The following is a 2,906-nucleotide window of genomic DNA, read 5'->3' on the forward strand; positions in this document are numbered from 1 at the left end:
GATTTTGCGCTGCGGGCAGGCGAGAGAAATTTATGGCTGCCGCTCGGGGTTTTGCGGAGTTTTTGTGCGGCGCGGGACGCGGAGTTTTTGCGCGCAAATTTCAAAAAACTAGTCGCTTCCTGCCACAGCGAGGCAGAGGCGCGAGAGGCGCTGAAGCTGGGCGCCGGCGCAATCTGTCTGAGCCACATCTTCGCGACCGATTGCAAGGCGGGGCTTGCGCCGAAGGGGCTAAATTTGATCCGCGAAGTGCGGGAGTTTTTCGCGGGCGAAATTTATGCGCTGGGCGGCATAACGCCGCGCAATTTCGCCTCCGTTCTACGCGCGGGAGCCGACAGGATCGCCGTTATGGGCTCAGCGATGGCGGCGCGGGACGCGAGCGATTTCATAAGAAAATTTAAGAAATAAATCGATCCAAAAACGCGGTTTGTTTCCGTTGCCGCGCCCTTGCTGCTGTCATTGCGCTGCATGCGGCGCGACGCAAAAACATATATTTCAATAAAATCAAAAACGCGCGAAATGAACGCGATTTATTGCGATTTAAGCCCAAAGTTATAAAATACGAGCGATTTAAGCTTAAGGATATTTTTTGGATAAAGTGCTGCTTGAGGAATCTAAAAAGCCTCTAAACGAACGACGTCGGACTTTCAAGCAAAAGCTTCGAAAAGGCGCTAGCGCTGACATCTTTGACGATGCGGATTTAAGCGATGCAACGGATCGCAGATCATTAAATTTAAACGATGCAAATTTGAGTAGCAAAAGCTTTAAAAATGCGAATTTTAATCAAACAGACCCCGAATCGCAACCCGATCATCTTTGCGGCGCAAATTTCCGAGATAGAAATTTAAACGACATGAATTTAAACTCAAAAGATGAGATAAAATTTCAAAATTTAAACCCGGGTGGTATTTCATCGCGGGGCGCTAAAACTCGTGATTACGATAAAGAGCCAATAATCATAAAAGACCACGCTATAATCTTAAATGCTATCATCGGCGCGATTTATATCATTACTACGATATTGATGGCGATATGCGGTAAATTTTCCGCCCAGCAAATTTTATTTCTCGTTTTGCTGGATTGCTACTTTCCGCTCAGAGCATTAAATAAATTTTCAAATTTCGGCAAGTGCTATATATGCTTTAAAAATGACGATATAACTCTATACTCTAAAAAGACGGAAGCCGTTTTATATGAGACCGAAATTTCAGATATAACTTGTATCAAACGAACCACGGGACCGTCATACCCCGAAATATCAAAAAAGACAAAATGCCTTATGCTGCTATTTGCTTTTATATACTTGCTTTTAGTTTTTTTCGTAGCGGTAGTGATAGATGGAAGGGAGGAAAATTTTTGGATAATTTTTGCGGTAATTATATCTATTAGCTTCTTTCCTTTATTGCTATATAGGCTTTTTAACGGGCTAGGCTTTGATATTATAAACGATAGCATATTGATATACGACAAAAGTTCTTTTATAGAGGCTTCGTTTCTAAGCAACAAAGAATACGGGGAGCTAAAAGCCTATTTTATACTGAAAATAGGGAAAAATTTAGATAAAATCCGACCGCAAATTTTCGTGTAGATCATAAAAGCGGACTCTATTTGAAATTTATCTTAAATTATGATCGATCAAATTTGCCCTTTTTCGGCGATATGAAAACGATGACGTTTGAAGCGAGCAGGGATAAATTTGAACAAATTTTACCTCGTAAATTTACGAAGTCTCATTCCACGAGCCGCGCGCGGATGTCGCCGAAGAGCAGCACGTCCTTCAAAACGGCGCGATCGGCGTAACCGCGTTCGTTTAGGCTCAGGTGCAGCTCGCCTCGGCTGCTCGAAAATATCGGCTGGTTTATGAAAACCACGTAGATCGTCGCAGCCTGCTTATCCGCGCCCGCGCCGCGCCCTTTAAAATTTGCGTCCGTTGCGCCGGTTTTCGTATCTGCTCCGCTAGAGCTTGCGCTTGCCGTTGCGCTGGAGTTTGCATCCGCATCGCTAGGCGGCGCGATGCCAAGCTCGCTCGCGATATTTGCAGCGGCGCTTCCGCGCGGCCTTTCGATGTCGATCCTTCCGTCAGCGCTCTTTGCGTCCGCGGCTCGGACGAAAAATTTATCGCCCGAGTGCGGGATCTTAGAGAAATTGAAAAACAAACTCAGCAGGTCGTTCGTCGCGAAGTAGGGCAAAATTTCATCGCTTACGAGCTGTAGCTCGCCGCCCGTGCCCTTGAACTTTTGAAATTTTATCGTTTTGCGCGCGTAGTCGAAGGCGTAGGTTTTGCGCTCGTTTTTCGTCGTTTTGCCCTTTTTGCGCGAGACCTCGTGGACGTAGAGATCGGGCATCAAAAGCCCCGCCACGACGCGCCCCTTTGAGCGGAAGCTCTCGCGCCTCTGCCCGCTTAGGCTGCCCGCGACGCCCTGCGCGACGGCATCCATGACGATCTCGTAGCGATCGCCCTGCCGCACGAGCCGCGTATTTGCGCTGCCGACCGCGCCGAAAACGCCGAACGAGATTTCATATTTCGCGCTGATCGTCTCGCCAAAAAGCGCGCCCGCGCATAAAATCAAAATAGCAAAAAATTTCATCCCAACCGTCCTTCCGCTTTGCGGCGCCTCAATTATACGGCGCCTATTAAATTTGCGCTCTGCGCCGCTCGTAAAGCTCGCGCGGGAATCTGCGCCGAGTTTGTAAAATTTACGCCAAAAAAGCAAAACTCGCGCCGCCTATTTCATTTTCTCCATAGCGTGATTATTAAATATCAGCTGCCGCTCCTTACCGTCGTGAAAGGCCGCGCCGTGTGCGCCTAAAGACATCGACTGTCGCCGCTTTTATATTTACGACGCATATACGGCTCGGCGCGCGCTTGCCAGAAATCGGAGCGATTTTATATTTCGTGCAGGCCGCTT

The 2,906-nt window shown here is 47.7% G+C and carries 3 protein-coding genes; 2 read left to right on the forward strand and 1 reads right to left on the reverse strand.

What is annotated here, in order from left to right; translation table 11 throughout:
- Both Q0238_RS03025 and Q0238_RS03030 read left to right on the forward strand, forming a co-directional pair.
- Positions 1-405, forward strand: a 405-nt coding sequence (locus Q0238_RS03025) for a thiamine phosphate synthase (protein ID WP_297942816.1), incomplete at its 5' end; no start/stop codon positions are given.
- A 181-nt stretch (positions 406-586) separates the two neighbouring features.
- The gene (locus tag Q0238_RS03030) at positions 587-1,585 is read left to right on the forward strand and encodes a pentapeptide repeat-containing protein (protein WP_297942818.1); all 999 of its coding nucleotides are present in this window, start codon (positions 587-589) and stop codon (positions 1,583-1,585) included.
- Between the two features lie 142 nt (positions 1,586-1,727).
- Here the strand turns inward: Q0238_RS03030 and Q0238_RS03035 are convergent, their stop codons facing one another.
- A complete protein-coding gene (locus tag Q0238_RS03035; protein WP_297942820.1) occupies positions 1,728-2,585 on the reverse strand; it encodes a DUF3108 domain-containing protein in 858 nt (285 codons plus the stop codon).
- Between the last annotated feature and the right edge of the window lie 321 nt (positions 2,586-2,906).

Source organism: uncultured Campylobacter sp. (assembly GCF_938045775.1).
Taxonomy (GTDB): domain Bacteria; phylum Campylobacterota; class Campylobacteria; order Campylobacterales; family Campylobacteraceae; genus Campylobacter_B.

Bases quoted from the DNA above. Each gene is read 5' to 3' on its own strand.
- Q0238_RS03035 (WP_297942820.1), bottom strand. From the start codon at position 2,585: ATGAAATTTTTTGCTATTTTGATTTTATGCGCGGGCGCGCTTTTTGGC.